Source organism: Microbacterium sp. NPDC077663, assembly GCF_044542795.1.
GTDB lineage: Bacteria > Actinomycetota > Actinomycetes > Actinomycetales > Microbacteriaceae > Microbacterium.
The window spans coordinates 1-20,940 of the sequence record NZ_JBITVE010000005.1 but is presented as its reverse complement, the minus strand read 5'-3'; the positions used below and the strand labels follow the sequence as shown (position 1 = coordinate 20,940).

At 64.6% G+C, this 20,940-nt stretch carries 25 protein-coding genes; 7 read left to right on the top strand and 18 right to left on the bottom strand.

Going from position 1 to position 20,940, the window contains the following annotated elements; translation table 11 throughout:
• Positions 1 to 11: 11 nt before the first annotated feature.
• From ACIGEP_RS16565 to ACIGEP_RS16555, 3 genes are all read right to left on the bottom strand, one after another.
• Positions 12 to 809 carry a hypothetical protein gene (locus ACIGEP_RS16565; RefSeq protein ID WP_396662749.1) on the bottom strand — a complete coding sequence of 266 codons (798 nt, stop codon included), beginning with the start codon at positions 807 to 809 and terminating at the stop codon, positions 12 to 14.
• Between the two features lie 278 nt (positions 810 to 1,087).
• Positions 1,088 to 1,354, bottom strand: coding sequence for a hypothetical protein (locus ACIGEP_RS16560; protein WP_396662748.1), 267 nt, complete (start codon positions 1,352 to 1,354; stop codon positions 1,088 to 1,090).
• The gene (locus ACIGEP_RS16555) at positions 1,351 to 1,965 is read right to left on the bottom strand and encodes a recombinase family protein (RefSeq protein WP_396662747.1); all 615 of its coding nucleotides are present in this window, start codon (positions 1,963 to 1,965) and stop codon (positions 1,351 to 1,353) included. Before ACIGEP_RS16555 ends, ACIGEP_RS16560 begins: the two co-directional genes overlap by 4 nt.
• Before the next feature lie 161 nt (positions 1,966 to 2,126).
• Between ACIGEP_RS16555 and ACIGEP_RS16550 the strand changes: the two genes are divergently transcribed.
• On the top strand, positions 2,127 to 2,420 hold the full coding sequence (locus tag ACIGEP_RS16550) for an antibiotic biosynthesis monooxygenase (protein ID WP_396662746.1): 294 nt from the start codon (positions 2,127 to 2,129) through the stop codon (positions 2,418 to 2,420).
• Positions 2,421 to 3,078: 658 nt separating this feature from the next.
• Here ACIGEP_RS16550 and ACIGEP_RS16545 read toward each other — a convergent pair.
• The 7 genes from ACIGEP_RS16545 to ACIGEP_RS16515 are packed head-to-tail and all read right to left on the bottom strand — an operon-like array spanning position 3,079 to position 10,562.
• Positions 3,079 to 3,987: a family 43 glycosylhydrolase gene (locus ACIGEP_RS16545; protein ID WP_396662745.1), complete on the bottom strand. Its 909-nt coding sequence runs from the start codon at positions 3,985 to 3,987 to the stop codon at positions 3,079 to 3,081.
• Positions 3,984 to 4,931 (bottom strand): glycoside hydrolase family 43 protein, encoded by a 948-nt coding sequence (locus ACIGEP_RS16540; RefSeq protein ID WP_396662744.1) that lies wholly within the window; start codon positions 4,929 to 4,931, stop codon positions 3,984 to 3,986. The genes ACIGEP_RS16545 and ACIGEP_RS16540 overlap by 4 nt, the downstream gene beginning before the upstream one ends.
• The gene (locus ACIGEP_RS16535; RefSeq protein ID WP_396662743.1) at positions 4,928 to 6,493 is read right to left on the bottom strand and encodes a family 43 glycosylhydrolase; all 1,566 of its coding nucleotides are present in this window, start codon (positions 6,491 to 6,493) and stop codon (positions 4,928 to 4,930) included. The genes ACIGEP_RS16540 and ACIGEP_RS16535 overlap by 4 nt, the downstream gene beginning before the upstream one ends.
• Positions 6,490 to 7,317 (bottom strand): carbohydrate ABC transporter permease, encoded by an 828-nt coding sequence (locus tag ACIGEP_RS16530; protein WP_396662742.1) that lies wholly within the window; start codon positions 7,315 to 7,317, stop codon positions 6,490 to 6,492. Before ACIGEP_RS16530 ends, ACIGEP_RS16535 begins: the two co-directional genes overlap by 4 nt.
• A gap of 1 nt (position 7,318) precedes the next feature.
• Entirely contained in the window at positions 7,319 to 8,284 is a 966-nt protein-coding gene (locus ACIGEP_RS16525) for a carbohydrate ABC transporter permease (RefSeq protein WP_396662741.1), read from the bottom strand.
• A 60-nt stretch (positions 8,285 to 8,344) separates the two neighbouring features.
• Entirely contained in the window at positions 8,345 to 9,619 is a 1,275-nt protein-coding gene (locus tag ACIGEP_RS16520) for an ABC transporter substrate-binding protein (protein WP_396662740.1), read from the bottom strand.
• A gap of 22 nt (positions 9,620 to 9,641) precedes the next feature.
• Positions 9,642 to 10,562 (bottom strand): family 43 glycosylhydrolase, encoded by a 921-nt coding sequence (locus tag ACIGEP_RS16515; RefSeq protein WP_396662739.1) that lies wholly within the window; start codon positions 10,560 to 10,562, stop codon positions 9,642 to 9,644.
• Between the two features lie 192 nt (positions 10,563 to 10,754).
• Here ACIGEP_RS16515 and ACIGEP_RS16510 point away from each other — a divergent pair, with 192 nt between their 5' ends.
• Both ACIGEP_RS16510 and ACIGEP_RS16505 read left to right on the top strand, forming a co-directional pair.
• Entirely contained in the window at positions 10,755 to 11,756 is a 1,002-nt protein-coding gene (locus tag ACIGEP_RS16510; RefSeq protein ID WP_396662738.1) for a LacI family DNA-binding transcriptional regulator, read from the top strand.
• A 93-nt stretch (positions 11,757 to 11,849) separates the two neighbouring features.
• Positions 11,850 to 12,707, top strand: a complete 858-nt coding sequence (locus tag ACIGEP_RS16505; RefSeq protein WP_396662736.1) for a TIGR02391 family protein — start codon at positions 11,850 to 11,852, stop codon at positions 12,705 to 12,707.
• Positions 12,708 to 12,773: 66 nt separating this feature from the next.
• Here ACIGEP_RS16505 and ACIGEP_RS16500 read toward each other — a convergent pair whose 3' ends face one another.
• The gene (locus ACIGEP_RS16500) at positions 12,774 to 13,043 is read right to left on the bottom strand and encodes a hypothetical protein (protein WP_396662735.1); all 270 of its coding nucleotides are present in this window, start codon (positions 13,041 to 13,043) and stop codon (positions 12,774 to 12,776) included.
• Between the two features lie 64 nt (positions 13,044 to 13,107).
• Here ACIGEP_RS16500 and ACIGEP_RS16495 point away from each other — a divergent pair, with 64 nt between their 5' ends.
• Complete coding sequence (locus tag ACIGEP_RS16495; protein ID WP_396662734.1) at positions 13,108 to 13,431, top strand: hypothetical protein; 324 nt, start codon at positions 13,108 to 13,110, stop codon at positions 13,429 to 13,431.
• A gap of 182 nt (positions 13,432 to 13,613) precedes the next feature.
• Here the strand turns inward: ACIGEP_RS16495 and ACIGEP_RS16490 are convergent, their stop codons facing one another.
• The 3 genes from ACIGEP_RS16490 to ACIGEP_RS16480 form a co-directional block, all read right to left on the bottom strand.
• Entirely contained in the window at positions 13,614 to 13,763 is a 150-nt protein-coding gene (locus ACIGEP_RS16490) for a hypothetical protein (protein ID WP_396662733.1), read from the bottom strand.
• A 72-nt stretch (positions 13,764 to 13,835) separates the two neighbouring features.
• On the bottom strand, positions 13,836 to 14,201 hold the full coding sequence (locus ACIGEP_RS16485) for a single-stranded DNA-binding protein (RefSeq protein WP_396662732.1): 366 nt from the start codon (positions 14,199 to 14,201) through the stop codon (positions 13,836 to 13,838).
• A 14-nt stretch (positions 14,202 to 14,215) separates the two neighbouring features.
• On the bottom strand, positions 14,216 to 14,458 hold the full coding sequence (locus ACIGEP_RS16480; RefSeq protein ID WP_396662731.1) for a glutaredoxin family protein: 243 nt from the start codon (positions 14,456 to 14,458) through the stop codon (positions 14,216 to 14,218).
• Positions 14,459 to 15,508: 1,050 nt separating this feature from the next.
• On the opposite strand from ACIGEP_RS16480, the gene ACIGEP_RS16475 reads away from it, so the two are divergent.
• Both ACIGEP_RS16475 and ACIGEP_RS16470 read left to right on the top strand, forming a co-directional pair.
• Positions 15,509 to 16,210 carry a ParA family protein gene (locus tag ACIGEP_RS16475; protein WP_396662730.1) on the top strand — a complete coding sequence of 234 codons (702 nt, stop codon included), beginning with the start codon at positions 15,509 to 15,511 and terminating at the stop codon, positions 16,208 to 16,210.
• On the top strand, positions 16,210 to 16,656 hold the full coding sequence (locus tag ACIGEP_RS16470; RefSeq protein ID WP_396662729.1) for a hypothetical protein: 447 nt from the start codon (positions 16,210 to 16,212) through the stop codon (positions 16,654 to 16,656). Before ACIGEP_RS16475 ends, ACIGEP_RS16470 begins: the two co-directional genes overlap by 1 nt.
• A gap of 134 nt (positions 16,657 to 16,790) precedes the next feature.
• Here ACIGEP_RS16470 and ACIGEP_RS16465 read toward each other — a convergent pair whose 3' ends face one another.
• Together ACIGEP_RS16465 and ACIGEP_RS16460 are read right to left on the bottom strand one after the other, a co-directional pair.
• A complete protein-coding gene (locus ACIGEP_RS16465; protein WP_396662728.1) occupies positions 16,791 to 18,737 on the bottom strand; it encodes a DeoR family transcriptional regulator in 1,947 nt (648 codons plus the stop codon).
• A 528-nt stretch (positions 18,738 to 19,265) separates the two neighbouring features.
• Positions 19,266 to 19,643, bottom strand: a complete 378-nt coding sequence (locus tag ACIGEP_RS16460; RefSeq protein ID WP_396662727.1) for a hypothetical protein — start codon at positions 19,641 to 19,643, stop codon at positions 19,266 to 19,268.
• 47 nt (positions 19,644 to 19,690) lie between these two features.
• Here ACIGEP_RS16460 and ACIGEP_RS16455 point away from each other — a divergent pair, with 47 nt between their 5' ends.
• Positions 19,691 to 19,927 (top strand): hypothetical protein, encoded by a 237-nt coding sequence (locus ACIGEP_RS16455; RefSeq protein WP_396662726.1) that lies wholly within the window; start codon positions 19,691 to 19,693, stop codon positions 19,925 to 19,927.
• Here ACIGEP_RS16455 and ACIGEP_RS16450 read toward each other — a convergent pair.
• Both ACIGEP_RS16450 and ACIGEP_RS16445 read right to left on the bottom strand, forming a co-directional pair.
• A complete protein-coding gene (locus ACIGEP_RS16450) occupies positions 19,924 to 20,376 on the bottom strand; it encodes a helix-turn-helix domain-containing protein (protein WP_396662725.1) in 453 nt (150 codons plus the stop codon). The genes ACIGEP_RS16455 and ACIGEP_RS16450 overlap by 4 nt on opposite strands.
• A gap of 91 nt (positions 20,377 to 20,467) precedes the next feature.
• Positions 20,468 to 20,940 (bottom strand): FHA domain-containing protein (locus ACIGEP_RS16445; RefSeq protein WP_396662724.1); only part of this gene is annotated, 473 nt, incomplete at its 5' end.

Genomic DNA, 20,940 nt, shown 5'->3' with positions numbered 1-20,940 from the left:
CGGAGAGTCGGCTAGCGCTCGTACCCGCGGTCCTGCGGTCCCGCGCGTAGTCGTTGCGGGCGATCCTGGGTTGAAGGCGGTCGTGTCCCGCGCTGCGCGTGGGTGGGAAAGCTGGCTCGGATAAGTCGGCGCATCTCGTCGCGCTCGTGTGCGTCGATCGGCGTACTCAACGCGCGTTCGACCACGAGCTCGTGTACTCGTCGCTGCACTTCCGCGTCGATGTTGAAGGCGGCCGCACCGCGCAGCTGACGCGCGACCGAGTCCATGCGGACTTCCTCGGTGATCTGCTCGAGCTGTTTAGCGGGAAGCCTCTGACGGGCGGCATCTACGATTGCGCGGGCGCGCGCCTCACGGTCCCGTGTGTCGGCCTTCTCGATAGCGCCGGCTGCCAGATACCGGGCGCGGAACTCGACGGCCGCGCGGTGTCCAGGTAGAGCCTCGAAGGACTCAGCCCGGATCCGATCGTTGATCCGCCAGCGACGTGAAAAGAACTCGTCAGCGGCGGCCGCGTTCTTGCGACGGTCCACCGCGTAGGTCTTATGGATCTTCCGCGGCGGGAGTCCGAGCTTTGTCAGCCGGCGGCGAAGCTGCGCCGCTTCGCGGCCTCGCTTTCGTTCACGCTCGAGGTTCTGCCGGTACCAGCGCCTGAACTGGTCAGGGTCCGCCTCGCGACGGCGCGCAGCATCGGCGCGCTCTCGTTCGCGAGTCCGCTCCGGGTATCGGTCGCGGTGCGCCTGGGAGCGGCGCCGAGCGCCCTCGGCCGCCCGCTCGGGATGCCGCTCCTTGTAGCGCGCCTGATACTCGCGCACCTTCTCGGGATGCTCCTGCCGGAACTTGCGGTGGCGCGCCCGCTCCTGCTCTCGGTGCTCCGCGTACCAGCGACGACGCTGCTCCCGTCGCGCCTCTCCCGCACGCTTCCGTTTTGCCTGCCGTTGGGCCGAGAGACGGTTGAGCTCCCGAAAGCGATCCCGATTATTCGCCTTCCACTCTCTCTGCCACGCCGCTCGACGCTGCTGGTTCGCCTCGCGCCACCGCTTAGCCGTGGCGCGCTTGCGTGCGACGGCGTCGTCGGGAGTCTCGTTGGGACTCAGGAGCCGTCTCCCCCGTCAGGCACCAGTCCGAACACGTACTCGATGAGCGCTTCGCGGTGATTCGTCGGGTCGATGATCGTCCGCGCGACAAGGTCGCGCAGCGCCGCAGCGTCGGCGGGCTCGAGCTCGCCGACGTCGGACAGCACGAAGTCGACGTCGTCACCGATCGAGTAATCCGCGTCGTCCGCGTGGATCTCCGGGTAGTAGGCCATTGCGAGGGCGCCGGTGGACTGCACCACCTGGTCTGCTGTGTCACGGTTCATCGTGTGGTCTCACTCTCGTTCGTCGTCGTCTGTTGAAGCTGTTCGCGGTAGTACCGGTCGAGGGCTCGAGCGACGCTCGATGCTCCGACGCCTAGCGTGCGCCCGATCTTCGCGACGCTGTCACCGTTGCCGCGCATCTGCACCGCGGCCGCGGTGCGCTCGTCGGTCATGACCGAGGGCCGGCCTCCGACCCGGCCTTGGGTGCGCGCGTGCTCCAGACCACGTCGAGTGTTGTCTCGGATCGTCGAAACTCGCAGCTGCGCGAGGACGGCCATGATGCCCACGATCGCCTCCCCCATCGGCGTCGATGTGTCGACGTCGAGGAATGGCTCGGTGAGGCTGCGCAAGCGGATGCCGCGGCGGGCGAGATCCCGGATGAGCTCGATCGCCATGACCTCGCTGCCGGCGACGCGGTCGAGGGCGCGAACGACGAGGGTGTCCCCCGGTCGGAGATAGTCGAGGCAAGCGATCCACTGAGGGCGATCGCTCACGCGGCTCGATTCGCCATGGTCAACGAATACTCGGCCGGCGCCGGCTGCGCGCAGCTCGGCCTCCTGGGCGGCGGGGTTCTGATCCCTCGTCGAGACGCGGGCATAGCCGACGATGTTCACACGCCACTCCCCCGGTATCGCCGTCGCTCGTCGACGGTTTCACCGAAAACGGTAGCGTATGAGTTTCGGTGCGTTGGGCTTCAATGACCCCTCGCCGGGATGCACGTCGACCGAAGGTTGCAACCGAGTAGCGTTCCGACCAGGTCAACGAAAGAAGGACGATGATGTCGATCCATGTTCTGGCGGAAGTGCGAATCGAAGAGCTCAGCCGGTTCCTTGAGGTCTTCGGTGACGAAGGTCTCGCGAAACGACGCGAGCACGGGTCGCGAGGCGCGACTGTATATGAACCACAAGACGACACCGGCCGGGTCCTCGTGTTGCTCGAGTTCGACAGTACGGACGCATACGACTCTTTCCGAGCGGACGAGACCGCCCCTCCGATCATGCGTAAGGGCGGCGCACAAGGGCCGCCAACCTTCACCGTCCTGCGGGAGGTCGGACGCTTCGACTCTTAGACTCCCGCACTTCTTCCAGGAGCGACTTCGACACCCCAGGCCACGACTCCCAGCCGCCCACACTCGCGCGCATGGCCAGACTCACCAGAAAGGGTAGCCAGACAGTTTTGGTGGATTTGGGTTTCGGTAGGGGTATTTGGTGGATCGATCGTCGGCGTGTCGCGGTCGCCGGGCACCTCCCGGCCGAGCGCACCGAAAACGATCGTTTCCGGCGGATCCTGCGGGTAGGCCTCAGTCGGTCGAGGACGGCCGGGGCGCTGGAACTGCGGCGTCTGATTCCGCCGCTGAGTCCGGTTCGGGGACGATTCGCAGCCCGGCCGGCGAATTCGCGGTCGACATGGGCGTTTCTATCCACGCCGGGTTGATCGTGATCTTGGAGCGTCCCTCGAACCGGAAATCGAGATGTGCGCTCGGATGCACCCACCGCGAGTCTCGGCCGCTGCCCAGGCTGACCTCGTGAGCCCATGTGAAGACGAAAGGTTCGCCGCGGCGAAGCTTTGTCACCATGACGAGCTCCAGGTGCGCGAGAAGACGATCGTCGAGCTTCACCGATCCGGAATCAATGGTTATTCATCCACGTCTTACAGAATGCCGGGGCGCTCAGGGATGCGCGAGAGGCGCAGCCACCGAAGTATGGGGTCACGGTCACCCGATCATCTCAGCGGATGAGTGGAAGGTCTGCGGTCGCGCTGCGATCACACAGCAATCGGGTCCCATCTGTTGTTATCCGAGCGGCTTGAATGGTTGTTCGTTTGTCGGCGTAGGTGAGGGGGTCGCTTCCACGGTCCCACTCCGGATGTGTGAAGTAGAACGCGATCGCGTCGTCGCCGCGGACAACGACGTCGGCATGAAGGCCAGCGCCGATGTCATCATCTTTCACACCGGTTCCGTCGAGGATGCGTCCCTGCTCGGTCCAGGTGTCGAGGTCGTCCGATCGGAGAACTCGTTGCCCGTCCCATTCGTCGACGATCATCCAGTACCAGTCGTCGAGCCGGAAAACGTTGGGGCCTTCGTGGGGGCGTCCTCGGACGACCGGGCCACGAACGGTCCAGGTGTGCAGGTCATTGCTGTCCGCGGCCCACGTGTGCGCCCCATCGGCTTCGTCTTTGTACCAGAGCCGCCATCCGCCGCCGGGCAGCGGGTAGACGCATGCGTCGATGACGTGCCGGGAGGTCAGCTCGAGCGTCGACTGGTATTGCCATTCCCACAGGTCGCGGCTGGTGTAGTGGCGGATCACGCGTTCGTGGCCCTGCCAGTGCGATGGGATGCCGCGGATGACGGAGACGTACATGTGGAAGATGCCGTCGTGCTCGATGATCTCTGGTGCCCAGTAGGTGTGGTGGCCGGGCTCGATGTCGAGTCCGGTGAGAGTTCCTCGGTAGGTCCACTCGGTTCCGTCGATGCTTGTCGCCACGCCGAGCGCGGTCCCGTGGATCCAGGTGACGTCCGGCGGGAGGGTGAGGTTCGCGCGTCGTGCCGTGTAGACCATCCACCAGAGATCGTCGGGGCCTTGAATGACGACCGGGTCCGCGGCGCCGTCGAAGATCGGGTCTCGGTACAGGCTCATCGGAATCTCCGGATCATCTCGTCGCGACGGTCAAGCGGGATGGGGATGACCGAGCCGTGGCGCGCGCCGGGAGGAAGTTCCGCGGAGGGCAGGTGTCGCCATGCGCCCGTGTCCAACCGAGCTGTCTCGAGTTCGAAGAGTTGGTACCCGCGAAGGTTGAACTCGTCGATGAGGAGGTACGACATGGTGCCGTCCGCGCTCTGAAATACAGCAGGCCCTTCGCCACGCTCGAGTTCGGGTCTTCCGACGTCGATCGCAACCGCTGTGTAATTGGGGTCTTCGAGCGCGGTGCCTCGTTCGGCGTAGATGTGGTGTCCGATGTGAGCGGGGTTGCCGGGCGCGTGTGCGTTAGCGGAGAACCGGAACCACGCTTGATCCTCGTGGATGAAGGTGGCGTCGATGACGTCGTGGCCGGGGTCGAAATAGATGCGCGCCGGCGTGAACTCGGCGAAGTCGGTCGTGTCGGCGGCGAGGAGGCGTTGATGCGTGCCCCGGGTTCGGTCGTCGTGGTCATCGAAGAGGGCGGAAGCCCAGATGACGGTCCACACCCCGCGCTCCGGGTCGCGGAAGGCTTTCGGCGCCCATGTGTTCCCGGCGGAGTCGGGCGCGACGGTAACGAGCCGAGGTTCGGACCAGTTCACCAGGTCCGGTGACTCCCAGACCACGAGCGCGCGGCTTCCGGTACGGACGGCGCGGTGCCAGTTGCCGTCCGTGTGGACTCGGAGGTCGGTTGCGAGGATCACATATCGGGATCGTGCGTCGTCCCAGAGCAGGAACGGGTCTCGGACGCCGTGCTCGCCAACGGTCGATCGGAGGATGGGTGCACCGTCGGCGAGAGGTGTCCAGCGCAGCGGGTTTCCGGGATCGCTGACTGCGAAGCGGATCTGCTCGCCGTCAGCGTGTGTCTCGGAGGTGAAGTAGGCCATCAGGTAGGCGGAGCTCATGAAGGCCCTTCGATCAGAGTGGTGACGACACGCAGGTCCGGGTGCAGGTCCTCCTCCGGCGTCATGTCGAGCACGGGAAGACCGTTGTGAGCCCAATGGACGCGTCGGATACCGGTGTGGCGCGCGGTCTCGTCGGGGTCGATTTTGGCGTGGAAGGCCATCATCGTGTCGCCAGCGTGGCGGAAAAACGAGATGTGTCCGGGGCCCCATTGACCGGGCACGCTCGCCGAGTCGAGGGCGGGGAAAGGTTGCACCGACCACGATGAGGGGTCGCCGGGGTCGTCCGATGTGGATGCGCTGAGCCAACCGGTCGCGTAGTGCGGTCCCACCGCGGCTGCGGCGTACGCGAGGTGGAGACGGTCATCGCTCAGGAGAGGGAAAGGGCCTTCGACGACGTTCGTGTCGGTGAGCTCCCAGCTGTAGCGTCCGGTGTGCAGGCGCCGCGGCTCATCTCGTAGACGGGTGGCGTCTGTGGGGTCGACGCCGGCTATCCAGAGCTCCGCGTCCCCGATGTAGCCGTCCTGCACGACGCGCTGCGACCACACGTAGTGCCCGCCGCCGTCTCCGGGGACGTAGGTCATGTCCAGTGAGATCCCGTAGCGCTCGTCAGCACGGAGAGGATGGCCGTCGGCAGTGAGGACGGGGGCGGGTGCGGACCAGTCGCCCTGATCCAGCGGGTTCCCGCCGGGACGGAGCGTCATGATGTGGCATTGCACACCGTCCCAGGAGGCCGTGCCGATGCTGGGTGCGAACAGGATTCGCAGTTCGCCTGCGATGGTGTGCAGCTCCGGGGCCCAGAAGCATCCACCGATCCCCGCGTCACCTACCCGCGCAATGGTGTGATCAGGCGCAGCAGGGAGACCCTCGATCGTGTCAGCAGCGCGGATGAACAGCTCTGGGGTCTGCTCGTTGCCGCGACCCGCGTCAGGGGTGGCAACGAACAGCCACCGGCCGTCGTATTCGAGGATGTGGGGGTCTGCGCGGTCGGCGATGAACGGGAACGCGTGATCCTGGATACGGATCGCTCCCGAAGCTCGACCCAAGGCGGGTGCGTCCCAGTCGACCTTCGCCCGCCTCGAGGAGCCGTCGCTGTACCGGATCGTCGCCCCTCGCTCCGAAAGCGGACCCGAGTCATCCACGTCCACCGCGACGCTGCGGATACGGCCGAACTTCGCCTCCAGCGCTGCAGCCGTGGCGTCGTCGATGTCGACGGTGTTCGTGCCGCTCTCGTCGAACGGAGCGGCAGGGTGAGGGCCATCCCACTCGAGAAGGTCCTGAGATCGGTAACCGACCCGTCGACTCGTCTCCTCAGGTTCACCAGTGCGTGAGATGGCGACGGTCAGCAACCAATCTTTCGGCCGCCGGGTCAGGCGGGGGTCGTCGAGGACCTGCGGCTGCATGCGCCAGTCGCTTCCGACAGCCGCGGGTGCGTAGATCACGCCGGCGCCGTTTCGCAGCTGCTCTTCGCGGCCGTCCCGCAGGAGGGTGAAGTGGACGGCTCGGGCGATCGTTGCCGGACGGTGGGGTTCGATCTCGCGGGTGTGGACGTGTAGGCGGGTCATCCCTTGACACTCCCGCCGACGAGCCCGTCGACGATGTACTTCTGCATGGTGATGAAGAAGATGACCATCGGGATGAGGACCACCACGGTGACGGCCATGAATGCGGGCCAGTTGACGGCGAACTCGGAGACAGCGCGGGCAGCGAGGAGCACGAGTGTGACTTTCTCGGTGGAGCTGATGAAGACGATGGGGCTGACGTAGTCGTTCCACACCCACATCACTTGGAAGACGCTGACGGTGATGAGAACCGGGCGTATCAGGGGTAGCACGATCGTCCAGTAGATGCGGAACGGGCTCGCCCCGTCGATCCGGGCGGCTTCGATGATCTCGAACGGGACTGTTCGCATGTACCCGACGATGATGAAGTAGCAGAAGACCGAACCGGCGAGGTAGATCGCGATGAGGCCTTCCAGGGTGTCAACGGCTCCCGCTCCCACGACCATCTTGTACAGCGGGATGATCGTGGTCTGGTACGGGATCAAGAACGCGAACAGCAGGACGACGCTGAACACGGTGGCCAGCGGCCCGCGGCGGTAGATCATCGCGAATGCCGCCATGGAGCCGACGACGACCATGAGGACCACTGCGACGACAGTCACGTAGAGTGTGTTCGCGAACGCGAGCAGGACCGGGGAGTTGGCGAAGATGCCGACATAGTTCTCGAGAGTGGGGTTGGTCGGCAGCCCGAGCGGGTTCGTCGACATGTCGGCCTGTGTTTTGAAGGTGTTGACGACGACGTAGTAGAACGGCAACCCGACTAGGCATGCCAGCGGGATCATGACCACGCTGAGGATGATCGAGGTGAGGCGGCGGCGAGTTTTCATGTCAGGAGCCTTTCCCCAGGCGGCGGGTCAACCCGAGCTGGGCGACGACGACGAGGCCCACCGCGATCATGAAGACCACGCCCAACGCTGATGCCTGCCCGTACTGGCCCTGTGCGATGCCGCTGGTGACGATGGTTTGGGTGATCGTGTACGTCGAGTAGCCCGGCCCGCCACCGGTGAGCGTTTGCGGCAGCGCGAAGACGTTCAAGCCGCTGGTCATCAGCAGCAGGGTGCTGATGGTCACGGCGGGGGCGAGGAGCGGGAAGGTGATGTATCGGAACTGCTGCCAGGTGCTGGCACCGTCGATTCGCGCAACTTCGTAGTAGTCCGACGGGATCGACTGCAAGTAGGCGAGGTACAAGATCGCGTGCCAGCCGGCACTGCTCCAGACGCCGACGAGGATGACGCACAGACGGGCGAGGTCCGGGTCTGACAGCCACGGCACCGGGCCTGAGCGGAACAGCCCGGTGAGGACGGTGTTCAACGCTCCCGAGCCGAGTGGGTTGAGGATGAAGTTCCAGACGAGCCCGAGGATGGCGATGCTGGGAATGGCGGGGAAGAAGTAGAGGGCGCGGACGAGGCGGCGACCGAAGAACTTCTGGTTGAGGATCACCGCCAGCGGGATAGCAACCGCGGTGATGAGGAGGGTCGTCGCGACGGCGTAGAGGACGGTGAAGATCAGGCCCGACAGCAGGGAGGAGTCGGTGAAGACGCGTGCGTAGTTGTCGAAGCCGACGAAGTCCGCGTCGGGGTTCAGCCCGGCGAGGTCGGTGAAGCTGTAGTAGACAGACTGCCCGAACGGGACCGCGAATAGCACGATGAAGACGACGGCGATGGGAATGTAGAAGGCGTACGCCTGCACGGTCTCGCCGAGGCGGTTCTGCCCGCGCCGTCCTCGTTTGCGCTGGATGGGTGCCGCTGCCGCCGCACGAGCGGGTGCTGCGGGCACGAGAGTCGTTCCGGTCACGATGTCACTTCCTTTGTGAAGAGGGGGCGGGCAGGATGGCCTGGCCCGCCCCCTCTCAGGTCATCCGAGGGTGGCGAACTTCTCGTCCAGGGCCGCGGTGATCTGCGCCGCGTCACTCTGTCCGAGCATCGTCTCCTGCACCTTCGCGAGGAACGTCGCATCCAGGGGGGCACTGTTCGCGCCCGGCCAGGTTTGCCAGGTGCAGTAGATCTTCCCGTCGAGCACCGCCTGGTACATCAGGTCCAGGGCGGGGTCCAGCTCCGGCTGGAACCCGGCCGTCGTCGTGATCGACCCGGTGGTGTCGTGGTAGATCTCCGAGCCCTCGGGGCTGGCGAGGAAGTCGACCCACTTCTGGGCGCCGACAGGGTTCTTCGCTTTGGAGTTGATCGCATAGGGCGGGGATGCGGCTCCCGCCCAGAATGCCTCACCGTCGGGGGAAGGGATGGGCCAGAACTCGAGGTTGGCGTCTTCGCCGAGCGCTTCGCGTGCGGCGCCGATTTGCCACGAGCCGGTGGACACCATCGCGACGCGCTCGTTGTTGAACTCGTCGTTGATGAGCTGCCCGGTCAGGGCTGCGGCGTCCTTCGTCACCAGTCCGCTGCTGTAGAGCTCGGACCAGGTCTCCAGCGGCTCGGTCCACGCGTCGGTGAAGGTGGTCTTGCCCTCGAAGATCTCGCTTTCGAAGTCGACCCCAGCCTCATCCCCGGCCTGACCGAGGAGGCTCATGATCGCGGTCGAGATGCCGTCGCCAGCCTCCAGGTACGGGGTAATGCCCGCGTCTTTGAGGTCCTGCGCGAGCTGAAGGAACTCATCCCACGTCTTGGGGGGCGTGTCGACGCCCACCTTCGCGGTGAGGTCCTTGTTCACGAGGAGCCCGCCACCCCACGATGCGATGGAGATCCCGTAGACGTTTCCTTCGTAGGTGTGCATCTCGCGGCTGAAGTCGGAGACCGCCTCAGCGGCTGCCGTGTCAGAAATGTCCTTCACGAATCCGCCGCCGGCCTGCTCGGTGTGGTTGCCGAGGATGAAGACATCTGCGGCGTTGCCGGACATGAGGCGCTTCTGCAGGGTGTCGATGTACTCCTGCACGGGCGGCGCGTGGGAGAACTTGATCGTGATGTCGGGGTTCTGGTCCTCGAACTCGTCGATCAGCGGCTGCATCACCTCTTCGTTGTCCCAGGAGAAGAAGGTGACTTCGCCCGCGCCGTCGGGGTCGCCTTCGTTGTTGCCGGGGGCCGCGCTGGAGCAGCCCGTCAGGAAGAGAGCGGTTGCTGCGATCGCAGCTCCCGCGACGCGGACGGCTCGGGTGCCGGCCTTGTTCGGGTGACGAAGCATCGTTGCTTTCCTTTCTTGTTCGTCAGTTCTGGATCACCGCGGGAAGCGGCAATCTCAGTGGGGATGCCGACGGCTGGACGGGTTGGATCGCCGCGCCGTCGGCATGGTTTAGGAGGTCGAATCGGATCTCGCGGTGATACCCGTCCCCGCCGTTGATCGCGAAGCGGTGGTACGCGATCACCCAGGCGTCTGCGTCGTCGGGGATCCGCGCGATGGAATGGTGGCCGGTGGCGAGAATGCCGCGGTGCGGTTGCTTCTCGACGACGACGCCACCGAAGGTCCACGGCCCGGTCGGGGCGTGGCCCGTGGCGTAGAGGACTCGGTACTCGCCGTCGCGGGTGTCGCCCGCGGACCAGGACAGGTAATAGAGGTCCCCTCGTCGGTGTACCCAGGCGGCTTCGCGGAACTCTTCAGGGACGGTGGAGATCACGTTCCGGTGATCGAAGGAGGTCATGTCGTCACCGAGCGGGACGCAGTGCGCCGTGCCGTTCCCCCACCAGAGGTAGGCCTGCCCGTCGTCGTCTACGAACACCGACGGGTCGATCGCGACCCCGTCATACTCGCCTTCGGACACGAGGGGCCGTCCCAGGTCGATGAAGGGACCGGCGGGGTGCGCGGCGACGGCAACGCCGATGAAGCCGCGGTCGGCCGTGTAGTAGAGGTAGTGGGAACCGTTCTTCTCTGCATGGCCGGGGGCCCAGGCGTGCCCGCTCGCCCAGCCGGAGTTCCTCACGTCGAAGATCTCGCCGTGGTCCGTCCAGGACACGAGATCGACCGATGAGAAGGCGCGGAACGTGGTCGCGCTCCAATCGCTGTATCCGTCGACGGTCGCGTACAGCCAGTACACGCCGCCATGGACGAACAGGTTCGGGTCGGCGAAGTAGCCCGGCACAGGCGACGGCGTCTCCCCTGTTGCAGAGATGACATTGCGCGCGTCGCTCACTCGATGACTCCTTCGTCACTTAGCCGTCTGGCCGTTTGTACGGTTACAACTGAGACGATAGGGAGCCCTGCCACTTGGCGTCAAGCTTCACTCCACCTAGATTTGTAACGGTACAGTCACGAGCCCTGAGGACACCTCTATATGGTTCTGACCGTGAGACGATGGCCGAATCCCAATGAAGAGAGACGGACGATGACGGCGACCCTCCATGACGTAGCCAAAGCGGCTGGCGTCTCGCCGATGACTGTGTCCAATGTCGTCAACGGTCACCCCAACGTCCGTCCGGCCACTCGAGACCGGGTTCTCGAAGCGATCTCCAGACTCGATTACCGCGTCAACGTTGCTGCGCGGCGACTGCGGCAGGGCCGCACCGGCATCATTGGACTTGCTGTCCCCGAGATTGACCGCCCTTACTTCGGACACCTCGCGGCGCGGGTCATTCAGATCGCCGGCGAACACGGCTACCGGGTCGCTATCGAACAAACGGCCTCATCCCGAGACCAGGAGCTCGCGGCGATCACACTGTCGCAGAATCTGATGTACGACGGCCTCATTCTGACCACTGTGGCCCTCGGCGACGCCGACGCAGATCTCCTCCGCGTTGACTACCCCATCGTCGCGTTGGGTGAGCGCCTGTTCGACTCCCCTATCGCGCACGTGATGATGCCCAACGTCGCCGCCGCGCAAGCCGCGGTCGCACACCTTCTTGAGCGAGGTTGTCGGCGGGTGGGTTTCATCGGAGGCCGCAGTGATCAGGTCGACATGCTCTCGCAGCGTTTCGCGGGGTACAGAGCAGCCCTTCGAGCTGCGGGGATCGACGTGGATGAGGAACTGATCGTAGATGCCGGAGCGCTAGACATGCGTGCCGGTGCCGAGGCGGTCACAACACTTCGAGATCGCAACGTGCCCTTCGACGGCCTGTTCTGCGTAACCGACACAGTCGCCATCGGAGCGCTCCATGCCCTCCACGACACCGAGCTGAGAGTGCCGCAAGACATCAAAGTGATCGGATTCGACGACGTCCCAGAGAGCGAGTTCACGAACCCCTCCCTCTCAACAGTGGACCCGGACCACGAATTCATCGCACGTCGCGCCGTCGAACTCCTTGTCACACAGATATCAGGCACAGTGCGCCCCAAAGCCACAGAGGAAACAAGCTCCTTCCGCATCGTTCCCAGGCGCTCAACGGAATAGATCAACGTTCGTGACGGATGAGAGCCTCCGATCCAACTCCCCGTCGGAAACGAATGACTAGGACCACGTACCAACGGCTGCCAGGATGCCGGGGTGACGACTTACAGCGTGGATTACCTCGAACGCCTCTTGCTCGCTGTCGGAGACTTTGAGAAGGCTTTCGACGCCTGGATGGCAACCCAAGTTGAGAGCGACCACATGTCCTCTCGCGGGCTGTTCCCAACCGTCTGGCCCCGCGAGGGCGTCACCGAAGCACAGATCCGCCCTCTCGCCCTGGCGGTCGCCGAGGCCGCCGGCACGGCAGCCCGCGCTGTCGCCGTGACGGGATCGCTGATTGGCGTGGCCGGTGTCGGCGCCCTCGATCCCATCGCGAACTGGTCGATGATGTCCGCACCCAAGGCCCTCTTCACCCCGTCAGATATCCGTTCGATAGCGGCCACAGTCCGGGGTCGACTGAAGGCTCTGATCGAGGATGCGCAGGCGAACGATGACTCGGGGGTTCCCCCCTTCGCGCCAGCGCAGCTGCACTCGACGATCTGGGCGGCGGCGGCCAATCACTGGACGACGCATGAGTATCGGGTGGCGGTACGTGAGGCAGCCGAGGCACTCACCGTGCACTGGAAGACCCGATTCGGAAGAAACGACGTGGACGACACGGTGTTCTGGCAACAAACTCTCTCCCCGGGTGACCCCACGCCGGGTGCGCCGAAGCTGGTGTGGCCAGGAGATCCAAGCGATAAGACGGTGCGGAGTATGAAAGCCGGTCTCAATCACCTGGCAACCGGCCTGAACCTCACAGTTCGAAACGTGACCACCCACAGTCGAGACGGCCTCACCGAGCAGGAAGGCATGGAGCGGTTAGCGGCGTATAGCTTCCTAGCTCGCCAACTCGATCGATGCCAAGTTCGCCGTGCAGACGCGATCGATCCGGCGCTCGATCTCCCCGCCTAGCTCGGATCTGCTTCTGAATTCGCGTGCTTCCTCGCGTTGACGGTCACTGTCCGGCCGGGGATTCAGTCAGCTCCAGCTTCGGTGGACGTGCCACTCCCCCGGACCGCCGTAGACGTCGAACACGATCGACTCGCGCGTCTCGTTCGTGGCTTGGAACCGCCAGCCGAACAGCCCGCGGCGACCGCCGACGTCGTCGGGGTCGATGGACCACACTGAGCCGCGGAGCCGCGTTGGAGTGTCCGTGACCGTCCACCGCTGCCCCGCGTAGAACATGCGCGCAGGCGTCTCGTCGACGAGCCAGAGCGTGACTTCCGTGGCGGTGGCGGTGTGGGTCATGGCATCCGAGAATAGAACATATCTTCGATATTGGGTAGCCTGTCTCCTTCGGGAGGAGGTCGCCGTGGGGACGAACAAGCGGTACGCCGCGGCGGTCGATCACCGGATGGATACGCGCATCCTCGAGCGGATCGCTGCGGAGGCCGGCCCCCTGCAGTCGCTCTCGAGCGCTGAGCTGCGGTTAGACGCGGAATCGGTGACGATCGACCCGCGGCCGAAGCCGGCGAAGGCGTGGGTGCGCTTCGGCGCGACGCCGGCGCTCGTCGACGCGGAGGTCTGCCGCTGGACAGCGGACGCCTGCGCGATCAGGTTCCGCGTGGGCGAGACGGAGATGAAGGCGTGGGTGTGGGCTTCGGCGGTCACGCCGGCGTCCCTTGGCGGGCGTTGAGCGTCCCTGTGGATCGTTTCTGCGGCGCCGCCGGCATCCTGGTTTCCTGGCGTCGTGGATGACGACGAGTGGCCGGGCTTCTCCCCTACTTGTGAGCGCTGCCTGGTGCAGCTGCAGCCGTCGTGGAACCCGCCGACTCCTCCGGCGTGGCGTTGCCCGGATTGCGGCTTGGTGCGCGTGTTCTAGCCGATCTGACGCACAAAGAGGATGACTTCTTCCGCTGGGATCCTCGACCGCAGCTGCTCGATCGCGACGCCGGAGGACGGCGCCTCGAGCTCCACGCGCGCGGCCTCGTCGACGTCGCGGGGGCGGTGTGCGAGTTTCCAGAGCATGTGTCCATTCTCCCGGCACAGCGATGCCCCCGGCCGGGGAGAGAGGTCGGCCGGGGCGTGCTGCGCAGCGGGTTAGGGCTGCTGGTCGTTGCGCGCGTTGCGGGTGATCGCGGCGGTGGCGCGGGTGAGGTCGGCGCCGATGCTGTCAGCGTCGATGACGCGGCCGTACTGCTTGTTGCCCTCGTCGCCCCAGCTGGTGGTGTGCTCGCGTCCGATGACGATGACGGCATCCCCTCGGTGGAGTGAGGCGGCGGCGTTCTGGCCGAGCTCGAACCGCGCTTCGACGAAGTGGGTGGTGGGGGTGCCGTGGGGCTGGTACTTGCCCTGCCGGTACTCCCCCGTGTTCTCGATGACGCGGAGCTTGGTGATCTGGATGGTTCCCGCCTGCACAACTTCGGGATCGGCTGCCAGGTTTCCGGTGATGGTGCGGATGGACATGGTCGTTCTCCTTCTCAGCGGGTTGCGATGCGGTCGATGTGGTCGGGACGGAACCCGGACCAGCGATCCTCGTCGGTGACGACGACCACGGGTGCTTCGGTGTAGCCGAGGTCATCGACGACGTAGGCGCGGGCATCCTCGTTGTCTCGGATGTTCACCTCGTCGTACTCGATTCCCTTGCTGTTGAGCACGTTCTTGGTCAGCGTGCAGCGTGCGCAGCTGGGGCCTGTGGTGTAGACCGTGATCCGCTCAGCCATTGCTCTGCCCATCCCTCAACCAACCGATCTTCTTTGCCTGCCGGCAATCGAGGGATTCACGGCGAGCGGAGCGGGAGGGAGCAACGGACGTGGAATACCGGAGTGAGCGCAGCGAGGGAGGAGATGCCGCGAAAGCCGTTGGCTCGACGCGGAGCCGACGTATCCTCGACAGCCGGACAGGTCAAAGACTGCGGGAAATGGTGCGGGCCGCGTAGCGGCGCCTCTTGAGCGCCGGTCTCCGTGCCGGCGGGAACAGCCCGTAGGGCGGCGTGCTTTCACGGTGATATCACTCTGAAAGCGAGCCACGGCGAGCGTCGGCCTTTGTGCTCTGCCCGTATGACCTCGAGGCCGCGCTGCAGCGCGCGGAGCGCGGTCTTCTGCTGGATGCGGTCCTCGAGCTCTGCGATCTCTGCGAGCAAGCGCGACCCTCGAAGTCTTACACTTCGGGGCCGAAGGTATTTGGACGCATCTTCCGGCCGCTCCCCTGCGCTGGGCAGGGAGACTGCCGCCTCGTAGACCGGCTGAGTCTGTAAGTTACCAACTTACAGACTCTTCGGGCGGTCCCCACGGCTTATCACCCCCGCGGTAGCGAGACAGTGTACAAATAGACAGAGTTACAGACTCTGTGTGTCCGCAACTTACAGGGTGTCATCCGATCCGTCAGCTGCGGCGCGATCGCCGCGAGCCGTCCGGCGCTCGCGCCGCCACTGCTGGTGCTTTAAGAGCTCACCTACCAGCGGTCTCAACGCTTTCTCGTGAGTTCGCCCGACAATGGCCGGCATACCGGTGTACCTGCTTCATCAGGGCTCCTGAAGGCCTGTAAGTCTGTAGGTCCGTGAGTACGTAACTCCGGAAGTCTGTGAGTTCGTACGACACAGCCTCGATCTTTACCTACTTACAGAGTTCGGTTGTTCGCGTCTTACAGATAACGTCAGTTACAGACGTTGTTACTCTGTTCCTCTGTAACTCGCGCACTTCGTTAGTTCGTAAGTTACAGACACGCCGCGACGGCAGCCACCAGAACAAGCTGTCCTTCAGTTGGATGGCAGTATGCACATCGTCGCCATCGTGAACCAGAAAGGTGGGGTCGGGAAAACCACGACCACCATGAACCTCGCCGCGGTGACCGCGAAGCATTCAAGGGTCCTTGTGGTTGATGTCGACCCGCAACGGTCGACAACCTGGTGGGCTGAGAACGCGGGGGACCGGTTGCCGTTCGACTTTGCCCCGGACATCAACCCGTCGAACCTGCGTCGCCTTCGTGAGCTGCCTTACGACTTCATCTTCGTGGACACACCGGGCAATCTGGAGACGGACTCGATCTTGAATGCGGTGCTTGATGTAACCGACTTCGCGGTCCTGCCCCTGAACCCGGAGCCCTTGAACACGCCCGCGTTGAAGCGAACGTACGAGCGCTATATCGAGCCCCGCGGGATCGCGCATCGCGTTCTACTGAGCAAGATCGATCGACGCCGCTCGGGACAGCTCGAGGATTGGCAAGTCGTCGTCGACCAAGGGCTGAAGCTTCCCCGATTCCAGGACAGCATCCGCCTTTACGCGGCGCACAGTGATGCGCCATTGGACGGCCGCGTGGTCACTCAATACGCCGATACCCGCGCCAACGCTAACGCAATCTTCGACTACATGATGGTCGCGAACGAGCTGCGATCCATTCTGAACGGCGATCAAGCGCCAAATGCCGGGTTCAAGTCAAGGCGCATCACGGTGGGTTCGACGAAGGAGAGTACCTGATGGCTCGCGCAGATCTCAGCAACCTGCTCGGAGCGATAGATCGGGAAGACACCGCCCCTAACTCAAGCGAGGTCGCAGCGATCGCAACTGTGACGCATCCGACCTCCGTAGAACAACCGTCCTCCAGCGCTCAGGACAGTACTGCCCTGACTGCTTCGAAAACCAGGCCCCCTACCCGCGTCGAATCAGCCTCCGCGTCGAAGTCCACTGAGCCGCCGGCGCCCCGCACCTATGAGGACTTCGAGCGGAAAGAAGCACGTCTTCGTCCAGATCAGTACGAGACCTTGACGATCAACGCACGCCGGCTGAACAAGATCAAGGGGACCGGGGGTGTACGAATTACCGAGAACACACTGATCCGTGTTGCCCTCGACATGCTCATTGCTCGCATGCCCGAGCTGCAGGGTTCCACCGAAGCGGAGCTCCGCAAATCCATGGGTCTGTAAGTACCAGACTTACAGACTCACTCAGACACGCTCTCCGCTCACATCCGTGAACACTGAGCCAGCTCGCTCGCCAGACTGCGTAGTGACCTAATCCCTCATACCTCCGGAAAGTGGACGCACGCGCGTCGTTGAGCTCAGGCGACCTGTGCGAAACCGCCGTCAAGGATTCCAGCTCGCACGAGCTCCATGGCAGCCCTGTGGTCGCACCGGCGCGATGGTCCGCGCGGATAGGCAACATATCCGGGTCGATCTGATTCCGTGAAATGGCTCGGTCGCCGGCCGCGGCGACGCTTGGATTTACGTTCCATCCACGTGACTTCCGCTTGCCACCATGCCCACCGGGCCCGTTCAAGCTCGTAAAGTCGGGCTCGCCTCGCGAGATGCCCATCAACATTCAGGCTACGGGCGACGAAGTCTCGCGCACTCAGCGCGATTCGCCGCCAGCCGCCCCCGGCGCGCTCAATGAGCCCGCTGCTCACAAGCCGCGCAAGCCGACGCCTAACGCTTGACGTACTCACTCCGAGCTGCATGCTCAGTTCAGAGACACCCACGGACCCGGACTCCCGAATGTGCATGTAGAGCAGGCCGCGCGCGCGACCCAAGCTGCGGGGTGCGGTGAAGACATCGTGGTTGAGGAGTCTCAGCCGGATCCCGATTGCTTGGACGAGGGTCTGTTGCAGCGGGAGGCTGGCTGCGTGTTCGGCGCGCATACGCGCTTGTGTCCGGTTTGGGTCCGATATCTCTGTGGAGAACCGACTGTGGAGTCGGTATTTGTTGGCATGGACGCCTTCGGCTTCAGCAACCTTCTCGATCCAGTCGCGTGCGAGGGCAGTGAGTGCGACGCTGACTGTCGTGCGTCCGTAGCCGGTGTCGGCGGAGAGGCGCCTGACGTCGGCTTCGACGACCGGCCGGCCGCTTTGGAGCATGTAGAGGCAGAGGGCGTCCAGGACGGCGCGTTGGCTGTGGGTTCCTTCGACGCGGCCGTTGCGGGTGGCCCAGAGCCCGGGCAAGGAGTCTGCGCGCTCGAGTGCTCGTTGCACGGTCGTCGTGACGCTCGTCACTCGTGTGCGGTAGTCGGGGTCATCACCGGTGGCGTTAAGGGGGTGTGAAGCGACGAATCGGACGGCGTAGTGCCATGCCGAACGCAGGACTTTTTCGGTGCTTGCCGGCGAGCGGCGGACCCTGTCGTTGCCTACGCGACGGGTGCGGGCGTGTTCGAGGCCTGTCGCGCTGGCGGCTGCGCCAACGATGTCGTCGTATGACCATCGGGAGTTGGCGGCGGCGATGAGGATGCGTGCGAGGGTGTGGGACGCGTCGGCACCGGCCGGACCGTGAAGCGCTGCGTCCATGGCGGCGCTGAGTGGGCGTTTCGGTCCGCGGATGCGGGGGTTCCCTGCACCGTCGAGGATGGCTCCGTGGGGGAGCGTGGTTTCGGTGGGGGGCAGTTCAGCGCCGAGGTCGACGAGCAGGGCGGTGAGCTGTTCGATGGTGTGTTCGCCAGCTTCGCGGTCGATGAGGAGTCCGATGTTGCCGAGGGGATTGGAGTATCCGCCCGCGCGGTGAGGTGCGTAGGGGGGACGAACGCATCCTGATGCGGGATTGGTCAGTGGTTGCACATCGAGGGAGGTGAGGATGCTGCGGGCGTAGTGGGCCAGTTCCTTGACAGCCGCAGCGTCCGCGGGTGCTTCCAGGCGCACCCAGAGGTGTCGTCCACCGGAAGGCCCCGAGATGCAGACGAGGTGGGGGACGTTGAGCTCGTCCAGCCAGTACGACAGCCGGTCGGCGTCGCGCGCAGCCGGCCCGTTCGAGTTGTCGAAGTCGAAGCAGAGGTAGCGGAAGCGCAGGTCGTCGTCCGCCAGCAGCATCGCCCATGTCGTTGTGGGCGCCGGGCCGTCCAGGTCCCAAAGGCGGTCGTACTGGTTGAGGATTTCCCCGGATGAGTCTCGAGCGGCAACACGGATTGTGTCTCTGGGGGAGAGGCGGCTGGCAATTGCCCACGCTTCCTCGCGTGTGTAGGGCGACACGCCGAAGGTTCCGTCCGCGAGCAATCCCTGCTGGTTCGCATCTGCGCGTGTAGACATGACTCAGCTACCTCCTTCCCGAGGTGATGACGAAGTTCCGGCGCCAACCGGACTTCGGTGGAAGTACCTCTCGACCTGACCTCGTGTCGCCAAACTCTTCGGTCAGCTCGAGCGTTGAGCTCGTCGGGCCCCGCACTCGCCAAAGTGCAGGGGCCCGCTCTCGTTTACGGCACCATGCCGCCTCCGTTCGACTGCGTCTGGAGCACGGGGCTGGTACGGGATGAGCGTTCGGGAGCGTGCACCGAGGTCGCCCGTCCTGTGGGCGGACGTCGGGATGTTCTCGACCACCCGGTGGGGCTGAGCCACGCGCGCCGGGTGCTGAGGGTCTCTTGTGCCATCGACATCTCTCGACGAGATGGCGACACGGTCGCGATACGCGGAAAAACGGTCTCCCTGCGCGTGTCTTCGGATACTATGAAGACACCTCCCTAACTGATGTATGGGTGGTGGATCGGACCGAGAGTTTGCCGACTGAGGTCCGACTTGAATCCTGGTGGGGGCCCCGTCTTCAGACGGGGCCCTTCTGGGTTAACTCGCTAGCTGATCAGTGAGCTCCTCTGAGTTCGTCATGATGCGCGGTGCCGCAGACAACGGCCCGACGACGGAAGGGAGCATCGGCCGTTCGCCGATCAGTTCGAGAGCCTCAAGGGCTTCTGTAGACCGACCCGGCTGAGGCGCGTGGTCCGGCAAGCCGAGAGCGTAGGCGGCCAGCGCCACCATGTAGTCGCCGGCGCTCATGTCGAGCATCACCGCATTACGTTTGATGATCCCGGCCAGGACAGTGTCCGGCTTCGCGTTTACCGCTACCCGCTCACCCTTGCTTGGTCGTCCCATGGGTCCAAGCATCCGGGAAACTGCGTTTTCGTTTACGAAACGAATCGGCGTGTCGACGAATCCGGAATCCAATTTCGGGGTCCGCGGTGCGGATTTGCCTCACCAGTATGGTGGCGAGCATGCGCCTGCTGCCTATCCCTGACGTCAACGGGAACCCGATGATCTGGATTAACGCAGATCATCTCGTGAGCGTGCAGCCGATCACGCACCGTGGGCAGACAGGGATCGTGCTGGCCGCGGAGGTAAAGGTAGACGGGATGCCTCTGCAACGCATCCCGTTAGGTGAGCTCGCGGACGCACGTGAGGTGCAGGAAGCATTCGCGAATTTCCTTGCCGCGCTGCAGGCACCGAACTAGGCCGTAGGTCGGTCGGCTGGGGTGAATGGAGGAGGCGTGAGCCGTTGGTTGCTTGTCTCTTCGAGGAGATCGCGCAGCTGCCATTTGTGCACGACCCAGCGGTTGCCTACGAGCGAGCCCGGGATGTGTCCCTGCTCAAGCCAGATGTAGATGGTGCCCTTGTACTTGACTCGGAACAGCCGCATAAGGTCGCGGTAGCTGAGTTCGTCGGGGTAGTCGGTGAGGACGTCGACAGGTTCCGTTGGCCGGTTGGGTCTGTTGCTGGTGGAGGCTAGCCAAGCACGAATCTCTGCTTTGAACATGATCCACGAGTCCGCGATGCGGTGACCGGGGATGATGCCGTCGCGCAATCGCGAGCGCACGGCAGGAGCGCCAGTGCGGATGATCTTGGCGACGTCCGCAGTGGTGAGGGTGTCGGGGAACTGCGCCCAGTAATCCTCTTCGCTCAACGGGGAGTGGTCCTCATAGTTGTTCCGATCGGGTTCGGAAGGTGGTGCCGTTCAGGGAACAGTATCCAAGCGAGAGCTCTCACGCGATTCCCTATGTGCTCGCGGACGAGAGCGTGATCGTCAGCCGGACGTCACCGAGAACGGCGACGTCGCCGCTCTGCAGCCGGTACGGCTTCCACGGTGTGAGCTCCACGGTCACGGCTCCGGTGCGTTCGATGAGCGTGCCGTTCGCAGCTGCCTGGTCGGTCGCCCAGAGTGCGCCCTCATCCCATTCGAGGCGCAGATGAGTGCGGGAGACCTGGCGGGTGCCGTCGTCGGTGGTGAGTAGGAGCTCGACGGCCTCGCCGTGCTGAGGGGCAGGCCGCCGGCCGATGAGCGCCGTGGTCGTGAAGGCCCCGGACTCGCCCGTGCTGGCGTGGATGCGCGCGGTCGGGACGGCGGGGCGCTTGCGCTCCGAGAGTCGCGTGTAGGGGTCCGGCTCGTCGTATTCGTCCGGCGCCTTCGGCGCCGCCCACGCGGATGCCACCGGCTCCGCCGGCGGGGTTGGTGGCACCGGCCCCCGCG